Here is a 25,922-nt window from a genome sequence, read left to right on the forward strand (position 1 = left end):
TTCTGCAACAGCTAAATGGCCATTACTTTGTTTCAGATTTTCTCTTATCATAGTTCGATTAATTACCTAATCCTGCTTTTGCACTTTTTTTCTCAATAAATTCAATTTTATAGCCATCAGGATCTTCAACAAAAGCGATCACTGTCTTTCCGCCTTTCACTGGGCCCGCTTCTCGAATAATCTTTCCTCCCGCAAGGCGAACGCTTTCACACACTTGATAAATATCATCAACACCAATTGCAATATGCCCATAAGCATTACCTAAGTCATACTGTTCAACGCCCCAGTTATAGGTTAATTCTAATACTGCACTACTATCTTCATCAGCATAACCTAAAAAAGCTAAAGTATATTGATATTCAACATTTTCACTCTGGCGTAATAAACGCATACCCAATACTTCAGTATAAAATTTGATTGAGCGTTCAAGATTCCCTACTCGTAACATTGTATGTAAAATCTTCATTTTCATTCCTTTTTCACTTGATACTTACAAAAAATAACAAGATTATGCCATAATTAGTGATACAAATCAGGTTTTTCAAAAAAATTAAGGAAATCTATGGCTTCCGTTCCATCTAGTTTACAAGATAAAAGTAAAAATATTCTTTTATCTCTATTACCAATATTACTATTGCTCTCAGCCGATTATGCTTTTCTTTGGTTCACGCCAACCTCTGAATTAATTATGTCGCATTTTATTTTTGCGGTCTTATTGGCACAATCTCTCTTTCAACTTATCTTTTTTAAAGGACAACTATGCAATGGACAACGCCATCGCCTAAGTAAGTTTAATCTCTTTTTTTTAATTTTTTGGATTATCTGGTTAATCTTAAGTCTGTTACAGGTTAATGCTTTTGTCCCTTTACGTTTAGCCTATTGTTGCGGTATTTTGCTAACAATAACCACTTGGCAACAACCAAAAGAAAAACAATTACGTCATTCCGTACTCTTACTCGGTGCTTTAGTTGCAGGTTTAGGATTTATCTTGGCACTGTTTCCATTGGTACTACAAAATTTAAATACCACTTTAATTTACAATCCTTTCTGGCAAGCCAATATCGCTATTGCACTTTGCTATTGGGGATTAATTGTTGCACGTAGTCGTTTACAGGTTTTTATCTCACTACTGCCTCTGATTGCGACCATTTTATTACTTACTAGTGCTATTTTTGCTGCTGGCAGTCTATTTTACTTATACCTAAATAAAATCAATATCGCCGAACCGATCTTCATCTCAGGATACTTTATTGGGCATTTAATACTACTTGCCTTATGGGCGATACCTCTACTACAACAAAAACCACTTTCATTAAGTGTAGTCTTGGTTATTTTAGGAATAGCCTCAATCTTGCCTATATTATTCTATTAAAAGATCTGTTCAGAATATAAAATTTCCCCCTTTATATTCTGAACATAACGGCTTCTTTTTATTTATGTTAAAATAGGTTCAATCTCCTTGATAATAGGGCAAAAAATCACTTCAAGGTTAATTAAAGCTATTTAATAAGATAAAAAGTTTAACACTGAATTAACTGTTTATTTAAAGAGAATAAGGATAATCAATGAAACAAAAACATATTCATATTTTAGGCATTTGTGGCACATTTATGGGTGGTGTTGCTATGATTGCCAGAGAAATGGGATATAAAGTAACGGGTTCTGATACTAATGTATATCCACCAATGAGTACGTTTTTAACTCAAAATGGAATTGAGATTATTCCACACTTTGATCCTCAACAACTTCAACCAACTCCAGATATTATATTAATTGGTAATGCGTTAAAACGTGGGAATCCTTGCGTTGAATATATCTTAAATAACAATCTACCTTATACTTCCGCTCCACAATGGTTACACGATAATTTACTCAAAGATCGCTGGGTTCTTGCGGTTTCTGGTACACATGGAAAAACCACCACTACCAGTATGTTAGCGTGGATCTTAGAACAATGCGGTAAAAAACCCGGATTTTTAATTGGTGGGATTAGTGGTAATTTTGGTTTATCAGCTCGTCTTGGCGATAGTGAATATTTTGTTATTGAAGCAGATGAATATGATACTGCCTTCTTTGATAAACGCTCAAAATTCATTCATTACAACCCAAAAACCTTAATTATTAATAATATTGACTTTGATCATGCTGATATTTTTGATGATCTCAATGCTATTCAACGTCAATTTCATCATATGATCAGAACGATGCCAAGTGAAGGACAAATTCTATCATTTGCAGATGAAACCAGTGTTAAAGAAACACTAGCAATGGGATGTTGGAGTCAACAACAATTTATCGGTAAAGATAAAGCGTGGTTTGCAGAACGTCTTCGTAACGACTGCACCCAGTTTAGTGTTTTTCATCATCAACAAAAGATCGCCGAAGTTAAGTGGAATATTATTGGTCAACACAATATGTTCAATGGCTTAATGGCTATTGCTGCCGCACATCAAATAGGTATTAAAATTGAAGATGCTTGCCAAGCACTTGGTAGCTTTATTAATGCCAATCGCCGACTAGAAATGAAAGCAAAAGTCAATGATATTACTATCTATGATGATTTTGCTCACCATCCAGCAGAAATATCCGCTACACTTACCGCTTTAAGAGATAAAGTAGGGGGTGGTGTTAGAATTCTTGCCGTACTAGAACCTCGTTCTAACAGTATGAAAATGGGTATTCATAAAACTGCTCTTGCTCCATCATTAATTCGAGCCGATCATATTTTTATTTTACAACCTGATGACATTCCGTGGGACGTTGTAGATATTACTAACCAATGTATTCAACCGACAACTTGGACTGCCGACTTAGAAATGCTAGTTGATAAAATTGTTGAGGAAGCTAAACCAACAGATCATATCCTTGTTATGAGTAATGGTAGCTTTGGTGGTATCCATCAAAAATTATTCGCTAAGCTAAAAGAAAAAGCACAAGTAGAAAATGATGCAAATTAGTCTGCAAGACTAATTTTACATCAAATTTCTATTATCAAGAAAATAAAAAAATCCCCCTTAAAACAGGGTTTTAAGGGGGATTAAATTAACGATTAAAGATTATTTAGTTAATCCTAAATGTTTACGAATATCATTCGCTAAACGTGGATCAACTTTTTCAAAATGTGCTAATTGAGTTTGCACAGTGTTTTGATCTTTAACATCAGCTAATGATGCTGCAAAGTTAGCCGCAGTACGTGCTTTTTGTTCATCATTGAATAGATTATATAACGCAGCTGGTTGGCTATAATAATCAGTATCATAATCTCTGAAGTTAAAATGCGCAGCTTCACGTTCTAAAGTTAAAGCTGGAACCTGATCGTGTGTTGGTACATAGGTATTAAAACGATTTGGTGCATAGTTAGGATGCTCACCACCATTATAATCAACACGCATTGCACCATCACGATGTGTAGTGTGATATGGGCATTTTGGTGCATTTACTGGAATTTGATGATGATTCACACCTAAACGATAACGTTGTGCATCTTGGTAAGAGAATAAACGACCTTGTAACATACGATCTGGTGAGAAACCAATTCCCGGAACGATGTTAGATGGTGCAAACGCTGCTTGTTCAACTTCAGCAAAATAATTTGCTGGGTTACGATTTAATTCAAGAATACCAACATCAATTAATGGATAATCTTTGTGTGGCCATACTTTAGTTAAGTCGAAGCTATAGTTGTGTTTCGCTGCATCTGCTTCAGGCATAATTTGAACTTTTACTTCCCAACGTGGGTAATCGCCTTGTTCAATCGCATTGAATAAGTCTTCTTGTGCTGATTCTCTGTTTTGACCTACCACTTTCGCTGCTTCTTCATTAGTATAATGACGATGACCTTGTTGATTTTTGAAGTGGAATTTTACCCAGAAACGTTCGTTATTTGCATTGATGAAGCTATAAGTATGGCTACCATAACCGTTCATATGACGATAATCAGTTGGAATACCACGATCACTAAATAAAATCATAATTTGGTGAAGTGATTCAGGGTGTTTTGACCAGAAATCCCAAGCTGCATCTGCATTGCGTAAGTTAGTTTTTGGATCACGTTTTTGTGTGTGAATGAAATCAGGGAATTTTAATGGATCACGGATAAAGAAAACTGGTGTGTTGTTACCAACTAAGTCCCAGTTACCTTGTTCAGTATAAAATTTTAATGAAAAACCACGTACATCACGCTCAGCATCTGCTGCACCACGCTCACCTGCTACGGTAGAGAAACGTAATAATACTTCAGTTTGTTTTCCAACTTCAGAAAACACTGCTGCTTTAGTATAAGCACTAATATCATTTGTTACAGTAAAGGTACCAAAAGCCGCTGAACCTTTTGCGTGTACAACCCTTTCAGGAATACGCTCACGTGCAAAATGAGCTAATTTTTCTTGAAACCAAACATCTTGCAATAATAAAGGACCTTTTGCGCCAGCGCTCATTGTATTGTCATTATCAATAACTGGTGAACCAGCTGCAGTAGTCAAAGTAGCTGAATGATGATCAAAAGGACATTTTGACATAGTAAAATTCTCCAAACATAAGATTTAAGAAAAGGCAAAATAGAATAAAAACATAAAAACTATTTTTAATCTTTTCGCTACTATACTTATCTACCCAAGATTCTCAAGCTATCTGTTTGATAGGCTATAAAAATCAAAATAGATAAAATTAAAAGGAAAAATCTTTCATTATTTATGACAACACTCCTAATTCGTTGTTGTCATATTTTATCAATAAATTATAAAAGTAGATTATAAACTATACTGTAATAATTCCAATGGGTTACACTGACTATTCTCTGTTTTAGTATGATTTATTAGCGAATAAATTCAAGATCTTTGATAGCGTTGTAATTGGCTTTCTTGATCTAATTCTCTTAACCAAGCTAATTTTTGTTTGATTTTAGCTTCCATTCCTCGGTCGGTCGGAAAATAAAATTGTGTCTTTGCCAATTCAGCTGGAAAATAATTTTCTCCAGCCGCATAAGCATTAGCTTCATCATGTGCATAGCGGTATTCAGCCCCAAATCCAAGCTCTTGCATTAATTCTGTTGGTGCATTACGTAAATGGAGAGGAACATCATAATCAGGTGTTTCTTGAGCAAGACGTTTTGCCTGTTTAAAGGCGGTATAAACAGCATTACTTTTTGCCGATACAGCCAAATAAATAATCGCTTGTGCAATCGCTCTTTCCCCTTCCGCTGCCCCCACTTTGGTATAACAATCCCAAGCATTTAAAGCAATCTGCATCGCACGAGGATCAGCATTACCAATATCTTCAGAAGCAATTGCTAATAATCGACGTGCGACATAAAGTGGGTCACCACCAGCCGTAATAATACGTGCATACCAATACAGTGCAGCATCTGGTGCTGAACCACGAATTGATTTATGTAAGGCAGAAATCAAATCATAATAGCGATCCCCTCGCTTATCAAAACGAGCTTGGCGTTCCCCTAATACTTCAACCATTAATTGCTGAGTCAGTTTCTTTCCGTCTTGATCTTCAACCGCCATATCTGCCATTAATTCCAAGCAGTTTAAAGCAAAACGTGCATCGCCATTTACATATTCTGCCAAGAGCGTCAGCAAATTATCTTCAATCACAAGCCTCTGCTTTTTTAAACCAACCTCTTGATCGTTGATCGCTCGAAGTAAAATCTGCTCTATTTCCGTGGTAGTTAAAGCCTTTAGTCGATAAACTCTTGCCCGAGATAACAGGGCATTATTGAGTTCAAATGATGGATTTTCAGTTGTTGCTCCAATAAAAATTACCGTGCCGTCTTCAATATAGGGTAAAAAAGCATCTTGTTGACTTTTATTAAAACGATGCACTTCATCAACAAATAAAATCGTACGCTGTTGTGCTAACTTATTCTGTTTTGCCCTTTCGATTGATTCACGAATTTCTTTCACTCCTGATGATACAGCGGAAAGGCGTTCAACTTGTGCATCAAGACGTTTAGCAATTAGCTCCGCTAAAGTAGTTTTTCCTGTACCGGGTGGTCCCCATAGAATCATTGAGTGCAGAGAGCCTGCTTCTATCGCTTGGCGTAAAGGTTTACCAATACCTAATAAATGGCTTTGTCCACAATATTCATCTAATGTTGTTGGACGCATTCTCGCCGCTAAGGGACGAAAATCTTGTTCAACAAAATTAAACGACATATTCGACTGCATAACATTCCCCACCATTATTTACGTTGATCATCAAGCTCAACGCCTTGCGGTAATTTAAATTGGAACAGACTATCCGCTAACACTTTTGTGCTGATATTTTTCAACTGATACAAATTAATTTGTCCATCTTGTTCAACGGCATTAAACCCTTTTAATTCGCCTTTAGCCGTAATTTCTAAATTAAATTGCCGTAACCGATTTTGCTTTAATTTTGGTGTGAAGGTAAAGGTATCGCCTTTTTGACTGACTTGATACTGTTGCCAAATATTCTGATCATTACTGCTAATTAAGATAAAGGGAGTATTACTTATCACCTCACTGAGCCAATTTGCAGTAACCTGTTCAATAAAAGGATCATAAAACCATAAAGTTTTACCATCTGAAACAATCAAGCTTTCCTGTGGAGATTGATTATCCAAGCGAAATAAATTTGGTCGTTTTAACTGCAAAAGACCACTGCCTTGTGTAATAACCTTACCACTTGGATCTTTAACCGTTTGCTGAAAGGTTGCAGAAAAAGAGTTTAATAAGCCTAAACGTTGCAGTAAAACCTGTTGTGCTGTGGGTGCAGCGAATCCTAACGGTAGGCTTAACAAAAGGCAGAGAAATCCGCCTAAAATATGCCCTATTTTTTTCATTCCAATATCCTCTAATATTCACCACGGCGGTCTAAAATTTCTCTTTTGCCGTTTACAGGTGATGATACAATCCCTTGTTCTTCCATTTGATCCAAAATTCTTGCTGCCCGTGGAAAACCCACACCTAATCTACGTTGTAAATAATTCGCCGAGGTATTGCCTGAATTAAGAACCAATGCAACCGCTTCATCAAAACGATCATCTAACTCCCCACTACCATAACGATTGACAGAATCATTCTGTTCATCTTCTGAGGTTTCCAAAATTTCAGTTAAATACTGTGGCGTACCTCTTGCTCGCCAATCATCAGCCACCCTCACGACTTCATCAGTGGTCATAAATGCACCGTGTACCCGAACTAATTGGTTACTATTAGTGCCAGAATAAAGCATATCCCCCTTTCCTAATAAAGATTCAGCACCTGAAGTATCTAAAATCGTGCGAGAATCAATCTTACTTGCAACGGTAAACGCAATCCGACTAGGAATATTGGATTTAATCAGCCCCGTGATTACATCAACTGATGGACGTTGAGTAGCTAAAATGAGATGAATACCAATCGCTCGTGCTTTTTGGGCTAAACGTGCAATCAATTCTTCGACAGACTTACCAACAATCATCATCAGATCAGCAAATTCATCAACAATAACCACAATATAAGGTAATTTCTCTAAAGCTGGTGGCATTTGATCCATCGTATCACCGGGACGCCAAAGCGGATTTGGAATAGGTAATCCCATCTCCTCTGCCTGTTCTATTTTTTCATTATATCCTTCTATATTCCGTACTCTTAATACCGATAATAATTGATAACGGCGTTCCATTTCATCAACACACCAGCGTAAAGCATTAGCCGCTTTTTTCATATCAGTTACAACTTCCGTCAACAGATGTGGAATATCATTATATACATTTAATTCCACCTGTTTCGGATCGATCATAATGAATTTTACTTGATCTGGCTTAACCTTAAATAACAGGCTTAAAATCATCGTATTCACCCCAACAGACTTGCCCGAGCCTGTTGAACCAGCAACCAATAAATGTGGCATATTCGCTAAATCAACAACCACTGCTTTACCACTAATATCCTTACCCAACGCCATTGATAGCGGAGAGGTTGCATTACGAAACTCTTCACTATCTAAAACATCACGCAGTGCCACAATTTGTCTATGCCGATTCGGAGTTTCAATCCCAACATAAGGTTTTCCCGGGATCATCTCTGCAATCCGTATTGCCCCCAACATCAAAGAACGAGCTAGATCTGTTTCAATACTGGTTACTCTTGAGGCTTTTACTCCAGGGTGGAGTTCAATATCATAGCGAGTAACAACGGGACCAATTAAGACATCTTTAACCGTTGCCTTAATATTAAAGTTACGCAACTGTTGTTCAATACGTTGAGAGATAGAGGTTATTTCACCTTCTGTTACTACCGCTTGCTCAGTTTTCGGCTGTTCTAATAACGCCAAAGAGGGCATTGGTGTCGTCGGTTTTTCTAATGTTTTTGGTTGTAATAACGGGTGAATCAAACTGTTAGCATAAGGTTTATAATGTGGTTTTTGTGTTTCAGCTCTATTTTCTTCCACTTGTTCCGCTACTGCCGAAGTTACCACTACATCGTGTTTCACTTCATCTGCTTGTGGCTGTATCATCGGCTGTGGTATAGCCTCAGTTATTCCCATTTCTACCACTGACGACTGCTCTGCCACCTGTTTGACTTGCAAGATAGACGCTTCTACCAAAGATACCGTTGGTGTTTCTGCCAACGCTATTGGTTGCTGGGCGACCTCATCTTTATTAGGTTGATCAACATTAGGCTGGGTAATAACTTCTGTTGCAACAATACTCTCTTGAGGTGTCGTTGGTGGGATTTGTTCTTCACCTAATAAGATTTTTAAAGTATCTTCTGCATTTAATGCTTTTGCTCGCTGTTCTAATTCTTGACGTTTTTGCCGCTCTAATTCTTTAAACTGGCGAACTAATTCTGCGTGATGCTCATTTTCAAGCTCATCGGCTTGATCTTCACTTGCCAAAGCTAAATTTGAGTTTTCCGCTATTGTTTCAACGATTGAAGTATCTGCTTGTGCAGATAAGTCCTCATTCCTATTCTCTACACTAACAATAGGTAAAATACTCTCTGCGATTTTTTCTACTTGCTCTGTATTTTCTTCTTGTGCTTTCTGTTCTATAACAGAAAAATCTAGTGGATTTTTTTCAGTGGTACCCGTTTCAACAGGATCTACCGTTTTGGATAAACCAATAATATTTGGTGGAGTATAATTATTATCAACAGTAACCATTTCCACTGCTTTTGAAACGCCTTCTTCTGGTGTAGCCTGTGGTTCAAGTTGAGATAATATAACAGAATCGTTCTTTTCTTGATCTAGTTTGAGAATATCCGCAATTGATGCAGTATCCTCTAAAACATTTAGCCGATTATCAGAATTAGAAGATTGTTGTTGGGTTATTTCAGAATCTTTTGATGTATTTTTTTGCTCATCTAATCCACTGATAAACACCTTCTCCGACTCTGTTTCGGTGCTATCTACGATTGGAGCTGAAATTGTCTCTTTCGCATTGACCCAATGGTAAAAATTAACAATACTCCTAAAAAATGCCGTGCCTTCTCCTAATAAAAAGCCACAGAAGGTTGCAACTATCGCCACAAATAACAACCCTGCTTTATTTAAAACAGGGTATAAAATTTGTCCTAATAGCCCGCCAATTGCTCCGCCACCATTTTCCCAATTAAAACTAGGTGATAATAAGGTAGTTAACAGGGATAATCCTGTGATAAAACAACTGATACCGATTAAGAGTAAAATAACTTGCCAACAAGATCTCAATGAAATTTGTCGTGTTAAGATAAAAAATGGAATAAAGAAAACAATAAAAGGAATAAGATTACCTACGTAACCAAAAAAAGAAAAAAAGAGATCAATCCACCAAGCCCCAAAAGCCCCTGCTTTATTTTGAAGCATTGTAGGATCATTAGCGATTGACCACGCATTATCCAATGGTGTATAACTTGCCCAAGCGACCAAGAGATACCCCCCAAATAAAGCCATCATACCAGCCAAAAAACGCCCGAAATAAAGTGGTTTCTCTATCATTTTTGACTTCACTTGAAGATTTTTTCTTTCTATATTACTCAACATCTTTTTCAATTTATAACGCTATTTTAACTGTAAATAACTATTTTGCTTCACTTCTTCCATTACCACATAAGTGCGAGTGTCATTTACTCCGGGTAAACGTAATAAAGTTGTACCTAATAATTTGCGGTATGCTGCCATATCTGCAACCCGAGTTTTCAACAAATAATCAAAATCGCCAGAAACTAAATAACATTCCTGAACATCATCTAAATTCTGTACCGCACGATTAAATTCTTCAAAAACGTCAGGCTTGCCTCTGACTAAGGTAATTTCAACAATCACTAATAGAGGAGAATCTAACAATTCAGGGTTTAATAATGCCCTATATCCCATAATAACCCCTTGTTTTTCCAAACGTCTAACCCGTTCTAAACAAGGTGTTGGGGATAAGCCGACTTTTTTCGATAAATCAATATTAGAAATTTTCCCATTCCGTTGCAATTCATCTAGAATTTTTAGATCAATTGAATCAAAATTTTTCTTTGGCTTAGTCGTTACAATCATCTACTTTACCTCTTTCAATTATCTGATTGACGCCACATCATTCGAAATGGTATGACTTTTAGTGAAAAAAGAACCGCTTGCAGGCGGTTCTTCTAAGCAGAAAATGCTAAGGCATTTCTAGTTCCGCCCCTTCTTTCACCACTTTAGGTGGGATCATATGTTCTCGTTTTAAACCAAAATCAACCGCTAATGCAATCGCAATATAAATTGAGGAATAAGTACCAAAACCAATACCGATTAATAAGGCTAAAGAGAAACTATGGATACTTGCACCACCAAATAATAATAAAGCTAAAACAACAATTAAAGTGGTTGCCGAAGTCATTAACGTTCTAGAAAGGGTCTGACTCAAAGAAATATCAATGATTTCAATTGTTTCTGTCCGACGAATTTTACAGAAATTTTCACGCACACGATCGAAAACAACAATACTATCGTTCAAAGAATAACCAATAACTGATAAGATTGCAGCAACAAAAGTCAGATCAATTTCAATCTGGAAGAAAGAAAAGATACCAATAGTAACAATCACATCGTGGGCTAAAGATAAAATTGCCCCAAGTGCAAGCCGCCATTCAAAACGTAAACCGACATATAACAGCAACATACCTAAAGTAGCAAGGGTTGCATATATGGCAGATTGTGTTAATTCAGCACCGACACTTGGTCCAACAAACTCTAAACTATTAATTTTAATTTGAGGATCAATATTTTTACTTAAAATATTTTTAATAAAAGTCCCAGTGTTCGGATTATTTAACGAAGCAGGTAAACGAATAATAACATTTTTCGAATCGCCTGAACTTTGAACTATTGCACCTTGCACACCGTTTTCAACTAATACAGTTCGAATTTTCGGTAGATCGGCAGGTTGCGAAAAAGTCGTTTCAACAACTGTTCCCCCTGTAAAATCTAATCCCCAATTAAACCCTTTAGTAAAAATGAAGAATAAGGATAAAACAACCACTAATAATGATACAGTATAGCCCCATTTGCGATAGCGCATAAAAGGTACAAGCTTATAAGGTAATTTAATGCTAGGTTCAACTTCTTGTTGATTCTTTTGCATACTACGATTTCCGTTTGTTTTACTCAACATTTACTACTCCCCATCTAAATGGATAATTTATTAATGCGTTTGCCACCATACAGAAAATTAACAATCGCACGAGTACCAGTGATGGCAGTAAACATTGAAATAGCAACCCCTAGCGATAGTGTAATTGCGAAACCTTTTACTGGACCAGAACCAACAGAATAGAGAATGATAGCAGTTAAGATTGTAGTTAAATTCGCATCAAAAATACTTGAAAATGCACCACTGTATCCTTCACTAATCGCTTGTTGAACAGATCGTCCATTGCGTAATTCCTCTTTAATCCTCTCAAAAATCAGTACATTCGCATCCACTGACATTCCGACCGATAAAACAATCCCTGCAATGCCGGGCATTGAAAGTGTTGCACCGGGTAATAACGACATTAACCCGACTAATAACACGATATTAGCTACTAATGCGATATTAGCGATCACACCAAATTTACGATAGTAAAGGATCATAAATAAAATCACTGTCGCTAAGCCCCAAATACAAGCTTGTAAGCCTTGTTGAATATTTTGCGCCCCTAATGATGGTCCAATAGTCCGTTCCTCAACAATTTGAATTGGCGCGATTAATGCCCCAGAACGCAATAACACAGAAAGATTTTGTGCTTCGGCAGGGCTATTAATTCCTGTGATCCGAAAACTATTCCCTAAGCGAGATTGAATAGTCGCAACATTGATTACTTCTTCGTGTTTAACTAAAATTGTTTTCCCTTCGGCATCTTTCTTACCACTGTCTTTATATTCACTATAAAGGGTTGCCATTGGTTTTCCGATTGAAGCTTTAGTTGCCTCAGACATTAAATGCCCGCCTTCACTATCAAGAGAAATATTAACTTGTGGACGCCCATACTCATCGTTTCCAGAATTGGCATCAGTGATATGTTCTCCGCCTAAAATTGTCTTACGGAACAAAACAACAGGGCGATTATCACGATCATATTTTAATTCAGAATCAGCAGGTACCAAACCTTTTAACGCTGCATCAAGATTCGCATCTTGGTTGACCATTCTAAATTCAAGAGTTGCGGTTGCACCTAAAATCTCTTTGGCACGAGCAGTATCTTGAATCCCAGGTAATTCAACCACAATCCGCTCCGCCCCTTGACGTTGTACAATTGGCTCTGCTACCCCTAATTCATTAACACGCTTACGTAAAATCGTAATATTTTGCTCAACTGCATTTTGGCGTAAACGGTTTAAGGTAGCTTCATTTAAAGATAAGGTAAGGGTTTGTCCTGTAATCTTAATATCAAGATCAGGGTGTTGACGCTGTAAAGCTCGGCTAACAGTTTCTGCTGAAATATTATTTGCAAGTGTTACCACCGTGGCGTAATTCTCACCGCCTTTAATCGCAACATAACGGAATTTAGCTTTCCGCAATTCGGTGCGTAAATTCTCTTGTAATTGCTCTTGTTGTTTTGCTAGCACGGAATTCATATCCACTTCCATTAAAAAGCGAACACCACCACGCAAATCCAATCCTAGCTTCATTGGCCCAGCACCAATATCGGTTAACCACATTGGTGTTGCTGGCGCTAAATTCAACGCAACTGAATAGTTATTGCCTAACTTTTCAGCTATTTTATCTTTAGCTAATAACTGCTGTTCAGTATCGTTGAATTTAACGAGTACAGTACCATTCTTTAAACTTATTTTTTTCGGAATAAGATGATTTGAGGCTAAAATCTGCTGTACTTCAGTCAACGTCATTTCTGTTGCTTGTTCCCCTCGAGTACCAGAAATTTGTACAGCGGGATCTTCGCCATAAATATTTGGAAGGGCATATAATATGCCAATGGCGACCACAAGGATCACCATTAAATTCTTCCATAAAGGGTAACGATTTAACACAATAAAATGCCCCTACTAGGAATAAAAAAATTATAGTGATTTAATAGAACCTTTCGGCAACACTGCCACAACAAAGTCTTTTCTAATCGTCACTTCATTACTCTCATTCAATGCCATTACAAGATAATCTTGCTCGGCTGAAATTTTTGTGATTTTTCCCATTAAGCCGCCAGAAGTTAAAACCTCATCGCCTTTACTTAATGAAGCTAAAAGTTCACGTTGCTGCTTGTTGCGTTTTGATTGTGGGCGGAAGATCATAAAATAGAAAATAAGCCCAAAAATCACCAACAAGAAAATCATTTGTAAACCACCACCTTGTTGTGGTACAGCTTCACCTGCGGCATAAGCATTAGAAATTAAGCCCATATCAATTTCCTTATAATAAAAAGTAAATAAAACCTATCTTTCTTTTATCTCCAGCACTTTGTGCTATTCAAACAACAAAGCAGTAGATAAAACCACCGCCAAACATAGCACAAAAACCAACTAATGTGAAAATGATATTGAGTATCTTGAGATTGAATTGAACTATTTTTAAGCATTCTTGACCAAAATCTGAGAAGAATAATCTTAATCTAGCTCAATACCTTTTTATTCTATAAAAAAATGATAAAAATTATTAGCTTGCCGTTAAACGAGCTTTGACAATCTGTTCTACTTTATCTAATAAAGCGATCCGTTGTTGTTGGCTTAACGAATGGAGAGTACCAAACATTTGATATTGAATATCGGTGATACCACAAAAATTAAATAAACCATCAAGCAAGGTATGCTGCAATGAACGATCAAAGCCTTTTGCTTGATACTGTTCAACGCTATTCCCTAGTGTGATAAATTGTTGCAGTTTTTTATCTCCCAACAGCCCTACTGTTCCATTTTCAGTTGAGGTATAAGCAAAACCATAGCCTAATACCCGATCAAGATAGCCTTTTAAGATAGCAGGAAATCCCATCCACCATAGCGGATAGATTAACGTAACTAAGTCGGCTTGTGTTATCAACTGCTGTTCTTGACGAATGTGATCTGCAACCTCTCCTTTCAATTCTGCTAAACTCAACACAGGATTAAAATTAAGCTGATAAAGATCACGAACATTAACCTCCGCTAGCCCTTCACTTGCCTTTATTACCCGCTCTAAAATAGCGTGATTGAAACTGTCTGGATTCGGATGTGAATATATAATCAAATGTTGCATCTAAAATTACCTTATCTAAAAAATACGATCCAATTCTGTAATAACAGGCTGAATCTAGGTCTAAAGATTTTGTAAGAAGGGATAATTTTACTCAATAGTAACATAGCAAGTAAAAATTTTAAGTTTTCTGCGTTAAAATTTTATATAATAATAAATTAAAATTTTTTAGTTAGCCTAAATTTTTGGAATCTCAAATGAAAAAACATCATATTGAACCCCTTATTTCTTCTTCTGACGTGCAAAATCGTATTGCTGAACTTGGTCAAGAAATTAGCCGTTATTACCACCACCAACCTAAACAACAAATTTGCGTTGTAGGTTTGTTGCGTGGTTCGTTTATGTTTATGGCTGATCTAGTTCGCCATATTGAACAACCAATAGAATTAGATTTTATGACTACCACTAGCTACGGTAGCAATATGACAAGTAACCACGATGTAAAAATCGCAAAAGATTTGGATGGTGATATTAAAGGAAAACACGTTTTAATTGTTGAAGATATTATTGATACGGGCTATACCTTAGAAAAGGTCAGAGAAATTCTATTACTACGCAATCCTGCTTCTTTGACTATTTGCACTTTACTAGACAAACCATCTCGGCGTGAAGTTGAAGTCCCTGTCGATTGGGTAGGTTTTAGTATCCCAGATGAATTTGTTGTTGGTTATGGTATTGATTATGCTCAACATTATCGTAATCTTGATTTTATCGGCAAAGTTGTACTCGAAGAAAATTAATCACCAATTTATCTAGGTACAATAAGGTTATTTCTATTTATGATAAAAGGTAATTGCATGAAACTATTTAAAAAAGCTCTCCTACCATTAACAATTTTAACCCTCACCGCTTGCGGTAATTTAAGTAATATTACCTCAGAAGGTACGACAACAAATCCCGTATGGCCAAAAGTTACCGATTCTCGTGTTGAAGGTGGCGAAGGATATGGCATTTGGCCAAACTGGAACAATATTCACCAACTTGAACAAGGTATGAGCAAAGATCAAATCTCGCATTTAATCGGTGTTCCAAACTTTAATGAAGGCTTATTTGGAGTACGTGAGTGGGACTACGTCTTTAACTATCGAGAAAATGGGGAACACAAAATTTGTCAATTTAAAATTCTATTTAATGACAAAGTACAAGCCACCTCTTTCCTCTGGAAACCTGCTGGTTGTGGCTATCATTATGAAATTAATGGTGATTTCTTATTTAACTTCAATTCTGCTGAGATCAGCGAAAGAGGCGAACAAAAACTTAGCAAAATTGCACTTGATTTAACTAGCCTACGCTTCAAAGCAATAGATCCAAAACATATCAAAATTGAAGGTTATACCGACCGTCTTGGATCAGATGAATATAACAATAAATTATCTGCACAACGGGCAAATAACGTCAAAGACTTTTTAATCAAACAAGGCGTACCAGCAGATAAAATCATTGCAGTGGGCTTAGGAAAAGACCACCAAATTAAGGCGTGCCAAAATGAAACTGGAGAAGAATTAAGAGAGTGTTTGCGTCCAAACCGCCGTGTAGTTATTTCTGTTGAATAAGATTAACGATCATCTAAATTTAAAAATGGCTTTTAGATCACCTAAAAGCCATTTTTTATGAGTTTAGCACTATTGATGGCGTTGCTTTAACTTCTCAATCACCGCCGACCAATTCAAATTAGCATTTTGTAACAACACCGTTAAGTGGTAAACCAAATCAGCAGCTTCACTGATAGTTTCTGCTTGATCTTCTACCGTTGCCGCTAACGCCGTTTCTACTCCTTCTTCTCCAACTTTCTGAGCAATCCGTTTTGTTCCCTTCGCATATAATGAAGCAGTATAAGAACTGCTTGGATCAGCGCCTTTTCGCTGTTGAATAAGTTGTTCTAGTTTAGAGAAAAACACCCAATCTATGTGAGCAGAAATTGGACTAAAACAACTATCCGTTCCCTGATGGCAAGTTTTACCAAGCGGATTTGCCAGAATTAATAAACTATCTCGATCACAATCCAAACTATAATCGACAAGCTGTAAAAAATTGCCTGAGGTTTCTCCCTTCGTCCATAATCGCTGTTTAGTGCGAGAAAAAAAAGTAACTCGCTTTTCCGCTAGTGTTTTCTCTAATGCCGCTTGATTCATATATCCCAACATCAACACTTCAGCGGTATTAACGTTCTGCACAATCACGGGTAATAACTGCCCAACTTTTTGCCAATCAATCTCACTTAATATCTGTTTATCGCCCATAATCTTCCCTTACGTTCTAATCTCAATTTGCTGTTGCAAAAGATACTGCTTTAATTCTGCAATATGAATAATTTGTTTATGAAAAACAGAGGCTGCCAAAGCACCATCGACCTTTGCCTGTAAAAAAGCCTCGGCAAAATGTTGCATTTTCCCTGCTCCTCCAGAAGCAATCAAGGGGACTTTACACACTGATCGCACCGCACTAAGCTGTTGAAGATCATAGCCATTACGTACCCCATCTTGATTCATCACATTCAGTACAATTTCTCCTGCCCCTCGCTGTTGTACTTCCTCAACCCAATCTAACGTCTGCCAACGGCTTTGTTGTATCCGACTTTCATCACCAGTAAATTGATACACCTGATAGAGATCCAATTCCTGATTATGCCAAGTATCAATCCCAACCACGATACATTGCACCCCAAAGCGATCCGCCAAACGACTAATTAAACTTGGATCTGCCAGTGCAGGTGAATTGATTGAAATTTTATCCGCCCCAAAGGCTAAAATTTTTTCAGCATCAGCAACAGTTTTAATCCCACCAGCGACACAAAAAGGAATATCAATCACCTCAGCAACTTTTGCTACCCAACTCTTATCAACCGTTCGACCGTGAGCTGAAGCAGTAATATCGTAAAAAACTAACTCATCTGCGCCTTCTTCGGCATAACGTTTAGCCAGAGGAACAATATCTCCGATAATTTGATGGTTACGAAATTGAACCCCTTTGACCACCTGCCCATCACGCACATCTAAACAAGGAATTATCCGTTTTGCCAACATTCAATCGCCTCCTGCAGACTAAATTTATTTTCAAGTAAGGCTCTTCCTACAATCACGCCAGCTACCCCCGTTCCTTTTAAAGCGACAATATCCTCTAATGAACCGATACCACCTGAAGCCTGAAATCCAATTTGCGGAAATTGGGAACAGAGTTGACGATATAACTCAACATTTGAGCCCTGCAACGTCCCATCACAAGAAATATCTGTACAGAGAACCTGTTCCAATCCTACGGGGATAAACTCCTCAATCACTTCCTCTAAAGTTAAGTGGCTAGTTTCTTGCCAGCCGTGAATAGCAATCTGCTTTCTACCGTGCGGATCTATTTTAATATCCAAAGCTAGAACGAATTTTTCCGCTCCATACTTAGCAAACCATTGTTTAACTAATGCTGCTTGCTTTATCGCAGTAGAACCAATCACTACTCGATTCGCCCCAACTGCAAAAAGATCGATAAGATCCTGTTCACAACGAATCCCACCACCTACTTGAATTTGGCTATTAGTTGCCCTGATAATCTGCTCAATTAACTTAGTTTGTCGTGCATTAGGATCTTTCGCACCACTCAAATCAACCAGATGTAACTGCTTAGCGCCCTGTTGCAAATAACTGGCAAATTGTTGAATAGGATCATCATAATAAGTAGTTTGCTTGGCATAATCACCTTGGTGCAAACGCACCACCTTCCCATCAATCAAATCTAATGCTGGAATAATAATTGATTTTTTCATCTTAAATCTTCTCAATAAAATTACACAATAAAGTCGCCCCTACCTGACCAGAGCGTTCAGGGTGAAACTGGACACCATAAAAATTTCCTCGTTGCAACACCGCTGAAAAAGGCACACCATAGTGGCAACTGGCTAAAGTATTAGCATTAGGCAGAACAGCAAAACTATGTACAAAATAAAAATAGCTATTGGTTGGAATATTGTGAAACAAAGCCGAATCCCGTAAAAATTCGACTTTATTCCAACCCATATGCGGTAAAGGCAAGCCTTGATTAGGAATCTTTTCGGTTCGTCCCTTAATTAAGCCTAAAGTCGGTAAATTACCCTCTTCTGAAAATGTCGCCATTAACTGCATTCCCAAGCAGATCCCCAACACAGGTTGGCGAAGGTTTTGAATACAGTCGATCAAACCTCGTTCTTCTAAATTAGCCATTGCTGCCTTTGCCGTCCCCACTCCGGGTAATAACAACTTATCGGCTTGTTCTATCTGTACGGTATCCCGACTGATCTCTGCTTGATAGCCCAAACGATCCAATGCAAATTTAACCGATGAAAGATTGGCACACCCTGTATCAATAATGATGATCTTCATCTCACTTTTCCTTTTCTCAACCTACTACAACACGCCTTTTGAACTTGGTAACGCCTCACTTTCTATTTTGAACGCTTGCCTTAACGCTCGCCCAAAACATTTAAACAAGGCTTCAACTTGGTGGTGTGCATTTTTGCCTTGCACTTTTAAATGCAAGGTACAAGCTAAAGCATAAGACAATGATAAAAAGAAATGTTCGGTCATTTCGGTACTAAAATCCCCCACCTTATCTCGACTAAATTTTGCTTTAAATTTTAAATATGGGCGACCAGAAAGATCTAAGGCACATTCCGCTTTGCATTCGTCCATCGGCAAGACAAAACCAAAACGTGCGATACCTCGCTTATCACCTAATGCCACTTTTAACGCTTCCCCTAATGCCAAGGCGGTATCTTCAATGGTGTGGTGATCATCAATATGTAAATCGCCTTTCACCTTCACTTTCATTCTAAAACCAGCGTGAGTTGCGATTTGATCTAGCATATGATTAAAAAAGCCTAGCCCCGTATCAATCACGTTCAGACCTTGCTCATCTAACCACACTTCAACCTGAATATCAGTTTCTTTGGTGGTACGAGTAACCTGTGCATAGCGAGGTTGAAAGCCCTCTTTGTGTGTTTTTTTAGCTAATAGTTGTTCGGTAATCACTTCCCACGGTAACTTTTGCCGATGATACTGCAAACCTTTAATCCCTAAATTTTCGGCTAATTGTAAATCTGTAACACGATCACCAATAACATAACTATTTTCAGGGTCAAACAACTGCTGCTTAATATACTTTTGCAATAAACCTAATTTAGGCTTACGGCATTGGCAATCATCTTGGCTAAAATGCGGACAAATCAACACCTCATCAAATTCAATCCCTTGTGAATTAAATAACGCCATCATCGCTTGATGTGGCTTGTCAAAATCAGCTTGTGGAAAAGAAGCCGTGCCTAAACCATCTTGGTTACTAACCATCACCAAACGATAGCCTGCTTGTTGTAATGCTAATAGGGCAGGGATCACTTTAGGTTCAAATTGTAATTTTTCTAAGCTATCGATCTGAAAATCAGTTTTTGGTTCATCAATTAACGTGCCATCACGATCAATAAACAATATCTTCTGTTGCTGCATACACTATCCTTACTCTTTGATTTGATTATAAAATTGTTTGATTGCATCACAGGTTTTTTGGTTTTCTTCTGCACTGCCGACCGTCATTCTAATGCAGTTTTGCAACAAAATTTGACTAGCCTGATTGCGTAAAATAATCCCTTGTTGCCACAAGGCATTGAATAACTGCTGTCCATTTTTAGCTTTAAACAGAAGGTAATTCGCTTCACTCGGATAGATCTGCTCTATCCCTTGACAAGTTTCTAACTGCTGTATAATCCAAGCCCGTTGCTGTAACACCAACTGCACCTGTTGTTGCATCTGCTCTATTCCTTCTGGGGTTAAGGCTTGTTCAGCTAAAACAGAAACAGGAACAGGAATAGGATAAGGAGCGATCACTTTTTGAAAAATTTGAATTAACTCAGCATTCGCCAACGCAAAACCACAACGTAAGCCAGCTAAAGCAAAGGCTTTGGATAAGGTTCTAATCACCACCAAATGTGGATAATTGACAATTTCAGTGGCAAATGTTGCAGTTGGACAAAACTCAATATAGGCTTCATCAACCACCACTATCGCTTTCCCTTGGGTTAATTCAAGCAAGCGGAGCAAATCTTGACGTTGTACTAAATTCCCTGTTGGATTATTTGGGCTACAAATAAACACTACTTTGACCTGTGCTAAATGGCGTTCAATGTCAGTCAGATTAAGCTGAAAATCTGCCGTTAGCGGTACTGTAATTTGTTCGACGCCACAAGTTGCCGCACTAACGGCATACATTCCATAGGTCGGAGGACAAAACAAAATCTTATCCTGTTCAGGTTGGCAAAATGCACGGATAACCAACTCAATCGCTTCATCCCCCCCTCGACTCACTAGCACCATCTCAGGCGGCAACTGTGCATAACGAGCATAAGCCTCTAACAATGCTGGGGGTTGTGCCTCAGGGTAGCGATTCAACTGCTGAGGTGTTAAAGCAAATTGCGGAGAAAATGGATATTCATTCGCATTCAACCAAATATCGCCTTTTCCGCCTAAACGGCGTGCCGATTGATAAGGGACTAACTGTTGAATATTGTTGCGTGCAAGCTGATTAATACTCATTTTTTTCCCTCTTAATCTAACAATTCAGGCTGATTTGATAATTTCTGCAACCGAATTTGCACCGCCTGCCGATGGGCTTCTAGCTGCTCCGCTTCTGCCATTAGTGCCACTGTATTGGCTAAATTTTTAAACCCTTGTGGAGTTAATTCCTGTACGGTCATTCTTTTACTAAAATCTGCCAAGCCTAAACTTGAACTTGTTTTGGTATAGCCATAAGTCGGTAAAACGTGGTTAGTCCCTGAGGCATAATCTCCCATACTTTCAGGCGAATAAGCACCAAGAAAGATGGAACCTGCATTATCTAAGAAAGATAACAACTGACGAGGCTTTTCTACCTGCACCACCAAATGTTCAGGGGCATACTGATTGCTAATTTGCACCGCTTGCAACAAATTTTCCGCAATAATAATCCGACTATGTGCTAATGCTTGGCGTGCGATTTCCGCCCTTGGTAAAGTACTAAGTTGTTTTTCAATCGCCTTTTCAACCGCTTGGGCTAATTTTTCACTCGGAGTAACTAGCATCACCTGTGAATCTGCTCCGTGTTCAGCTTGCGACAATAAATCCGAGGCAACAAACTCAGGATCAGCCTGTTCATCAGCAAGGACTAACACCTCTGATGGGCCAGCCTGCATATCAATCGCCGCACCATTGACCGCTTGGCTTACCTGCCGTTTCGCTTCAGTTACAAAGGCATTCCCCGGTCCAAAAATCTTATCTACTTTACTCACCGTTTCAGTCCCAAAAGCCATTGCCACAATCGCTTGTGCACCACCCACGGTATAGACGGTATCAACTCCGCATAATTGAGCGGTATATAAAATTTCATCGGCAATTGGTGGTGGGCTACACAATACCACCTGCCGACATCCTGCCAACTTAGCAGGGATCGCTAACATTAATACGGTGGAAAATAATGGTGCCGATCCGCCGGGGATATATAACCCCACTCGATCAATAGGGCGAGTAACCACTTGGCACCGCACGCCAGCTTGTGTTTCTAAATCAACCTCTGGCATTTCCTGTGCTTGATGAAAACGGCTAATATTTTGCTGTGCATTTTGAATCGCTTGTTTTAATTCAGCTGGCACTCTTGCACTTGCGGCTACAATCTGCTGTTCAGATACCACCAAATGATCCAACTTAATCCGATCAAAACGCTCCGTTAATGCGAATAAAGCCTGATCCCCTTGTTGTTGTACTAATTGTTTTATTGCCGTCACCGTCGCTTGAATCTCAGTAGAACTGCTAATCGCAGGGCGTTGTAACACCGCTTGCTGTTCCTGTTCATTTAACTGATGCCAAATTATCTGTTTCATTGTTGCTCCTAATTCATCATTTTCTCAATTGGTAAGACTAAAATTGAACTGGCACCAACTGCTTTCAGCTTCTCCATCGTCTCCCAAAATAAACTTTCCTTACTCACCATATGCAAGGCAACCCTTGCCTGATCATTAGCTAACGGCAAAATAGTGGGATCTTCCATTCCCGGCAATAATGCGATCACCTCTTGTAACTTCTCTTTTGGGGCGTGCAACATAATATATTTTGATTCTCTCGCCTGTGTTACCCCTTGAATTCTAACCATTAAACGCTCGATCAAGGCTTGCTTTTCAGTATCGATCTCACCTACTCGCTGAATTAAACACGCCTTAGAACGATAAATCACATCAACTTCCCTCAATCCATTTGCTTCTAACGTGGTTCCCGTTGAAACCAAATCACAGATTGCATCTGCTAGACCTGCTCGAGTCGCCACCTCAACTGAACCATTTAACAAACAACTTTTAAAATTAATGCCGTGCTGAGTCATAAAACGCTTTAATAAGTGTGGATAAGAAGTCGCAATCCGCATCTCATTTAACGAACTTACTCCTTGATAATCAGAATCAGTCGGCACCGCTAATGATAAACGGCAATCACCAAAATCCAGACGGCGTAGCATTTTATACTTAGCTACTTCATTTGCTGCAATCCGACTTAATTCTGCTTCTTCCAAGACGTTTTCACCGATAATCCCCAGATCAACCACCCCATCAAAAACAAGTCCGGGAATATCATCATCCCGGACTCGTAATAGATCGATTGGCATATTTTCAGCATAGGCAATTAAGCGTTGTTCACTCAGATTAATCTTCATACCGCACTGTTTAAGTAAGCTCTGCGATTCCTGACTTAAACGCCCAGATTTTTGAATTGCGATGCGTAAACGACTTTTGTATGACATTGTCTGCTCCCTGTTGATTATTATTAATGCTTTTTACTTTTAAAAAAACCCCCTCGGTAGTTGCCTTCCGAGGGGGTTTTTCTTTAATTTTACTATCGCACGCTCGGAAGAACTGATCTTCCAAGCAACACCAAATGCCTGAAAGATTATTCAGGTAAATGATGGTGATGATGGTAAGTGCGAAAGAGTTTCATAATACGTTATCCTAAAAAAATATCGGGGATAAAATACTCAATTTAATCGGGTTATGCAAGCCTATTTCTCTAGAAAAAACCAATTTATTTGATAAATTATTAGTTAATTAAATTAAATTGCTTTTCAGCGTAAATATTAGGTAAAGATAAATGAATTGAGAATAATAAAAAATAATTTCGCTTTACATTTATTATTGTACTACTATAATAGTGCAACTATTTAAACACCGCATAACCAATTTATGGAGTTCAATATGACAAAACAAGCACCTATTCCTTCGTTACTCGGCGGAGCAATGATCGTTGCTGGCACTGCCATCGGTGCAGGTATGTTTGCCAATCCAACCGCAACCGCTGGATTATGGTTTTTAGGCTCAATTCTAGCCCTTGCCTATACGTGGTTTTGTATGACCACCTCAGGTCTAATGATTCTCGAAGCCAACTTGCATTACCCAACAGGAGCAAGTTTCTCAACCATTGTTAAAGATCTACTCGGCAACGGCTGGAACCTGATTAACAGCCTTTCCCTTGTTTTCGTGCTTTATATCCTCACTTATGCCTACATTACATCAGGAGGAGGAATCACTCAAAACCTACTCAATAATGCACTGGGCGACCAGACCTTTAGTCGCTCTACCGCCTCTTTACTTTTCTGCTTTATTGTCGCCGTCAGCGTGTGGCTTTCCACCAAAACGGTTGACCGTTTCACCACCATTCTAATCGGTGGTATGGTGATCGCCTTTTTACTTTCCACCACAGGGCTATTAAGTTCGGTTAAATCCGCCGTCTTATTTGACAGCATAAGCCAAGGCGAACAACATTATCTGCCTTATTTACTCACCGCCTTACCTGTTTGTTTGGTGTCTTTCGGCTTTCACAGCAACGTACCAAGTTTAGTCAAATACTATGATCGCCAGCCAAAACGGATCGCCCGTGCAATTATCATCGGCACCTCTATCGCTTTAGTTATTTACCTTTTATGGCAGCTTGCAGTACAAGGCAATTTACCTCGCAACCAATTCGCTCCAGTAATTGAAAAAGGTGGCGACATCGCTGCCCTACTAAGTGCAATGCAAGCCTATATTCACAGCGACTATGTTAGCTCAGCCTTAAATTTCTTTGCTTATATGGCGATTGCCAGCTCATTTCTTGGCGTTACCCTTGGATTATTTGACTATCTCGCCGATCTCTTTAAATTTGACGATAGCATTTTAGGGCGAACCAAAACCACCCTGATCACCTTCTTACCGCCGTTAATCCTCAGCCTCCAATTCCCTTACGGCTTTGTGATTGCAATCGGCTATGCAGGTCTTGCAGCAACCATTTGGGTGGCAATTGTTCCAGCATTACTCGCCAAAGCAAGTAGGAAAAAATACCCAACCCAAAGTTATACCGTCTTTGGAGGTAACTTTATGATCTACTTCATCTTATTTTTTGGCATTATCAACATCATTGCACAACTTGCCGAACGTTTTGGCATCTTACCAATCTTTTTAGGCAAATAAACCAACCTCTCACCTCCGCCCCTTATTTAAGGGGCTTTTTTTGATTAGTAAAATGCAAGCACAAGAAAATTAATCGTTTAGACTTTTTAATACTTTTAAACTTAATATGTATTGCATTGAATTACATTTTTACGCATAATTTAACTGTATTGCAATGCAATACACTAATCATATATTGAATTAATAAGGAAAAATTATGTCTAGAAGTAATGCCGCTTTCAGTTTTCGAGTAGCTGAAAGTGTAAAAATAAAAGCTTTTCAAGTAATTGAAGAATATGGCTTAACGCCATCTCAAGTTTTAAATTTATTTTTAACCGAGATTGCGAATACAAAAACAATACCTGTTAATTTATCTTACCTTAAGCCAAACAAAGCAACCTTAGAAGCGATACACGAAGTCAGAAGTGGTAAAGCTGAACGTTATAATACTAATACAAACAATTTTTTTAATACAATTAGAGAAATAACCGAGGAAATAAATGAAGAATGAATCGAATAAAGTTCAGAATTATGTATTATCCAAACGTTTTAAAAAAGATATTACCAATTTATCAAAATCTCACCCTGAAATTTTAATTAGTAAACGTTTTACGGAAGTTTTTAATCTATTGATAAACGGAAAGCCTCTTCCTGAAATTTATAAAGATCACGCTTTATCGGGAAATATGCAAGGGATACGAGATTGCCATATCTATAACGATCTCATATTACTTTACGAAATAAAAGAAGATGTCATTTCTTTTATACGTTTAGGATCACATTCTGAACTTTTTGATTAAAAATTTGCAGAAATAGTATGTATCTAATTAGGATTTA

The 25,922-nt window shown here is 38.1% G+C and carries 25 protein-coding genes and 1 other annotated feature; of the genes, 7 read left to right on the top strand and 18 right to left on the bottom strand.

Features of this window, described 5'->3' with window-relative positions; translation table 11 throughout:
* Positions 1-58: 58 nt before the first annotated feature.
* Positions 59-466: a lactoylglutathione lyase gene (gene gloA, locus CEP47_RS04520; RefSeq protein WP_261920755.1), complete on the bottom strand. Its 408-nt coding sequence runs from the start codon at positions 464-466 to the stop codon at positions 59-61.
* A gap of 96 nt (positions 467-562) precedes the next feature.
* Between gloA and CEP47_RS04525 the strand changes: the two genes are divergently transcribed.
* On the top strand, positions 563-1,372 hold the full coding sequence (locus CEP47_RS04525) for a hypothetical protein (RefSeq protein WP_261920754.1): 810 nt from the start codon (positions 563-565) through the stop codon (positions 1,370-1,372).
* Positions 1,373-1,565: 193 nt separating this feature from the next.
* On the top strand, positions 1,566-2,957 hold the full coding sequence (mpl, locus tag CEP47_RS04530) for a UDP-N-acetylmuramate:L-alanyl-gamma-D-glutamyl-meso-diaminopimelate ligase (protein WP_261920753.1): 1,392 nt from the start codon (positions 1,566-1,568) through the stop codon (positions 2,955-2,957).
* A 99-nt stretch (positions 2,958-3,056) separates the two neighbouring features.
* Here mpl and CEP47_RS04535 read toward each other — a convergent pair whose 3' ends face one another.
* The 9 genes from CEP47_RS04535 to CEP47_RS04575 all read right to left on the bottom strand — a co-directional run bounded on the left by CEP47_RS04535 (position 3,057) and on the right by CEP47_RS04575 (position 14,635).
* Complete coding sequence (locus tag CEP47_RS04535) at positions 3,057-4,517, bottom strand: catalase (RefSeq protein ID WP_261920752.1); 1,461 nt, start codon at positions 4,515-4,517, stop codon at positions 3,057-3,059.
* Positions 4,518-4,826: 309 nt separating this feature from the next.
* Positions 4,827-6,176, bottom strand: coding sequence for a replication-associated recombination protein A (locus CEP47_RS04540; protein ID WP_261920751.1), 1,350 nt, complete (start codon positions 6,174-6,176; stop codon positions 4,827-4,829).
* 14 nt (positions 6,177-6,190) lie between these two features.
* A complete protein-coding gene (lolA, locus tag CEP47_RS04545; RefSeq protein WP_261920750.1) occupies positions 6,191-6,814 on the bottom strand; it encodes an outer membrane lipoprotein chaperone LolA in 624 nt (207 codons plus the stop codon).
* Positions 6,815-6,825: 11 nt separating this feature from the next.
* Complete coding sequence (locus tag CEP47_RS04550) at positions 6,826-9,933, bottom strand: DNA translocase FtsK 4TM domain-containing protein (protein ID WP_261920749.1); 3,108 nt, start codon at positions 9,931-9,933, stop codon at positions 6,826-6,828.
* 63 nt (positions 9,934-9,996) lie between these two features.
* The gene (gene lrp / locus CEP47_RS04555; protein ID WP_261920748.1) at positions 9,997-10,482 is read right to left on the bottom strand and encodes a leucine-responsive transcriptional regulator Lrp; all 486 of its coding nucleotides are present in this window, start codon (positions 10,480-10,482) and stop codon (positions 9,997-9,999) included.
* A gap of 106 nt (positions 10,483-10,588) precedes the next feature.
* Positions 10,589-11,551: a protein translocase subunit SecF gene (gene secF, locus CEP47_RS04560; protein ID WP_261920980.1), complete on the bottom strand. Its 963-nt coding sequence runs from the start codon at positions 11,549-11,551 to the stop codon at positions 10,589-10,591.
* A 44-nt stretch (positions 11,552-11,595) separates the two neighbouring features.
* Entirely contained in the window at positions 11,596-13,440 is a 1,845-nt protein-coding gene (secD, locus tag CEP47_RS04565; protein WP_261920747.1) for a protein translocase subunit SecD, read from the bottom strand.
* 30 nt (positions 13,441-13,470) lie between these two features.
* Positions 13,471-13,806 carry a preprotein translocase subunit YajC gene (gene yajC / locus CEP47_RS04570; RefSeq protein ID WP_261920746.1) on the bottom strand — a complete coding sequence of 112 codons (336 nt, stop codon included), beginning with the start codon at positions 13,804-13,806 and terminating at the stop codon, positions 13,471-13,473.
* A 253-nt stretch (positions 13,807-14,059) separates the two neighbouring features.
* Entirely contained in the window at positions 14,060-14,635 is a 576-nt protein-coding gene (locus CEP47_RS04575) for an NAD(P)H-dependent oxidoreductase (protein WP_261920745.1), read from the bottom strand.
* Positions 14,636-14,829: 194 nt separating this feature from the next.
* Between CEP47_RS04575 and hpt the strand changes: the two genes are divergently transcribed.
* Together hpt and CEP47_RS04585 are read left to right on the top strand one after the other, a co-directional pair.
* Positions 14,830-15,372 carry a hypoxanthine phosphoribosyltransferase gene (hpt, locus tag CEP47_RS04580; protein WP_261920744.1) on the top strand — a complete coding sequence of 181 codons (543 nt, stop codon included), beginning with the start codon at positions 14,830-14,832 and terminating at the stop codon, positions 15,370-15,372.
* 57 nt (positions 15,373-15,429) lie between these two features.
* Positions 15,430-16,185, top strand: coding sequence for an OmpA family protein (locus CEP47_RS04585; RefSeq protein WP_261920743.1), 756 nt, complete (start codon positions 15,430-15,432; stop codon positions 16,183-16,185).
* Positions 16,186-16,254: 69 nt separating this feature from the next.
* Here CEP47_RS04585 and hisIE read toward each other — a convergent pair whose 3' ends face one another.
* From hisIE to hisG, 8 genes are read right to left on the bottom strand one after another with little or no spacing between them, the layout of a single operon-like run.
* A complete protein-coding gene (gene hisIE / locus CEP47_RS04590; RefSeq protein WP_261920742.1) occupies positions 16,255-16,872 on the bottom strand; it encodes a bifunctional phosphoribosyl-AMP cyclohydrolase/phosphoribosyl-ATP diphosphatase HisIE in 618 nt (205 codons plus the stop codon).
* Between the two features lie 9 nt (positions 16,873-16,881).
* Complete coding sequence (gene hisF / locus CEP47_RS04595) at positions 16,882-17,655, bottom strand: imidazole glycerol phosphate synthase subunit HisF (RefSeq protein ID WP_261920741.1); 774 nt, start codon at positions 17,653-17,655, stop codon at positions 16,882-16,884.
* On the bottom strand, positions 17,637-18,386 hold the full coding sequence (hisA, locus tag CEP47_RS04600; RefSeq protein WP_261920740.1) for a 1-(5-phosphoribosyl)-5-[(5-phosphoribosylamino)methylideneamino]imidazole-4-carboxamide isomerase: 750 nt from the start codon (positions 18,384-18,386) through the stop codon (positions 17,637-17,639). Before hisA ends, hisF begins: the two co-directional genes overlap by 19 nt.
* Position 18,387: 1 nt before the next feature.
* Positions 18,388-18,978, bottom strand: a complete 591-nt coding sequence (gene hisH / locus CEP47_RS04605; RefSeq protein WP_261920739.1) for an imidazole glycerol phosphate synthase subunit HisH — start codon at positions 18,976-18,978, stop codon at positions 18,388-18,390.
* Positions 18,979-19,002: 24 nt separating this feature from the next.
* Complete coding sequence (hisB, locus tag CEP47_RS04610; RefSeq protein WP_261920738.1) at positions 19,003-20,097, bottom strand: bifunctional histidinol-phosphatase/imidazoleglycerol-phosphate dehydratase HisB; 1,095 nt, start codon at positions 20,095-20,097, stop codon at positions 19,003-19,005.
* A 9-nt stretch (positions 20,098-20,106) separates the two neighbouring features.
* Positions 20,107-21,180 carry a histidinol-phosphate transaminase gene (gene hisC, locus CEP47_RS04615; protein WP_261920737.1) on the bottom strand — a complete coding sequence of 358 codons (1,074 nt, stop codon included), beginning with the start codon at positions 21,178-21,180 and terminating at the stop codon, positions 20,107-20,109.
* A gap of 11 nt (positions 21,181-21,191) precedes the next feature.
* Positions 21,192-22,499 carry a histidinol dehydrogenase gene (hisD, locus tag CEP47_RS04620; RefSeq protein WP_261920736.1) on the bottom strand — a complete coding sequence of 436 codons (1,308 nt, stop codon included), beginning with the start codon at positions 22,497-22,499 and terminating at the stop codon, positions 21,192-21,194.
* A gap of 8 nt (positions 22,500-22,507) precedes the next feature.
* Positions 22,508-23,407: an ATP phosphoribosyltransferase gene (gene hisG / locus CEP47_RS04625; RefSeq protein WP_261920735.1), complete on the bottom strand. Its 900-nt coding sequence runs from the start codon at positions 23,405-23,407 to the stop codon at positions 22,508-22,510.
* 41 nt (positions 23,408-23,448) lie between these two features.
* Positions 23,449-23,578: a sequence feature (His leader region), on the bottom strand.
* A 277-nt stretch (positions 23,579-23,855) separates the two neighbouring features.
* Between hisG and mtr the strand changes: the two genes are divergently transcribed.
* From mtr to CEP47_RS04640, 3 genes are all read left to right on the top strand, one after another.
* Positions 23,856-25,106, top strand: coding sequence for a tryptophan permease (mtr, locus tag CEP47_RS04630; protein WP_261920734.1), 1,251 nt, complete (start codon positions 23,856-23,858; stop codon positions 25,104-25,106).
* 196 nt (positions 25,107-25,302) lie between these two features.
* Positions 25,303-25,596, top strand: a complete 294-nt coding sequence (locus CEP47_RS04635) for a type II toxin-antitoxin system RelB/DinJ family antitoxin (RefSeq protein WP_261920733.1) — start codon at positions 25,303-25,305, stop codon at positions 25,594-25,596.
* Complete coding sequence (locus tag CEP47_RS04640) at positions 25,586-25,885, top strand: type II toxin-antitoxin system RelE/ParE family toxin (protein ID WP_261920732.1); 300 nt, start codon at positions 25,586-25,588, stop codon at positions 25,883-25,885. The genes CEP47_RS04635 and CEP47_RS04640 overlap by 11 nt, the downstream gene beginning before the upstream one ends.
* Positions 25,886-25,922: the final 37 nt, after the last annotated feature.

It is taken from the genome of Mergibacter septicus (assembly GCF_003265225.1).
GTDB lineage: Bacteria > Pseudomonadota > Gammaproteobacteria > Enterobacterales > Pasteurellaceae > Mergibacter > Mergibacter septicus.